General features: G+C 58.0%; 1 protein-coding gene. It reads left to right on the top strand.

The genetic code is table 11. The features are described 5' to 3' along the window. Positions 1 to 510 precede the first annotated feature (510 nt). Entirely contained in the window at positions 511 to 702 is a 192-nt protein-coding gene (locus ACP96_RS17030; protein WP_050026332.1) for a UPF0175 family protein, read from the top strand. The last annotated feature ends 241 nt before the right edge of the window (positions 703 to 943 follow it).

Here is a 943-nt window from a genome sequence, read left to right as displayed (position 1 = left end):
TTATGTTTATTATATATTGATGAGAAACAACTGCTGCCCCCAAGCACAAATCCTCTCTATTCGTCGGCAGCGTCAGACGTGTATAGGAGACAGGCGCCGAGACGACCACCCGCTCTCCGACGTGTGGGGCGACGGCTAGGGATCGCCGACGGGGGGAGTCGGAAGCGGTGACGGTCCGCGACTCAGACTGAAGTCGTGAGACCGTTTTGTTCGACGCTACAGGAGCGAGACGCCCCACGCGGCCATGGAACTGACCATGAGGAACGCGAAGAACAGCGCGATCACCTGTTGTCTGTCCATACCTCGGCTACGACCGCAGAGCGTGATAACTCCTGCGGGCGCAGATCGGTGTCGTCGACGCCGATCGGTCGCCCCCAATCGATCGGGAGACCAGCTGGAACGCATTATATTACCATGGACTGATCAACCGTCAATATATATCGTATAAGGTGTATCATGAACCTCAATCGATTAGTAACCTTCATAAACCTTCACGCCAGTATCGTAAGTATGGCAACGAAGGGGCTGGCGACCGCGCTGACGCTGTATGGGGCGCGAACACTGACACTCTCTCAGGCCGCCGCGCAGGCCGGCCTCAGCGAGACGGAGTTCATCGATCAGTTGGAACGCCGCGGGATCGAGGTGACCGAGTCGGAGCGCGCTGCCGCGCTCGGCGAGGAGCAGACGGCCCACGCCGACTGAACTCGGCGACACGCGAGGCTACGGATTTCGATCGTTCGGCGCTGTTGAACGCCTGCTTTTTAGACGTTCTTCCGTTCGGAACAGCCGTCGCTGAACAGTGTGTCCTGATCGATAGCGAGAGTAGGTATCGTACGTCGCGAGTGAGGTCGTTTATCCGTGATCGCGTGGCGTTGCTGTCGGCTGTTTATAAATGGGTGACGTCCCTGCGGTGAACACGTCCAAAGCCATCGCCAGCGTACCA

Origin of the sequence: Halorubrum halophilum (assembly GCF_000739595.1) — an archaeon.
In the GTDB taxonomy this organism is placed as follows: domain Archaea; phylum Halobacteriota; class Halobacteria; order Halobacteriales; family Haloferacaceae; genus Halorubrum; species Halorubrum halophilum.
This window is presented reverse-complemented; position numbering and strand designations above follow the sequence as displayed.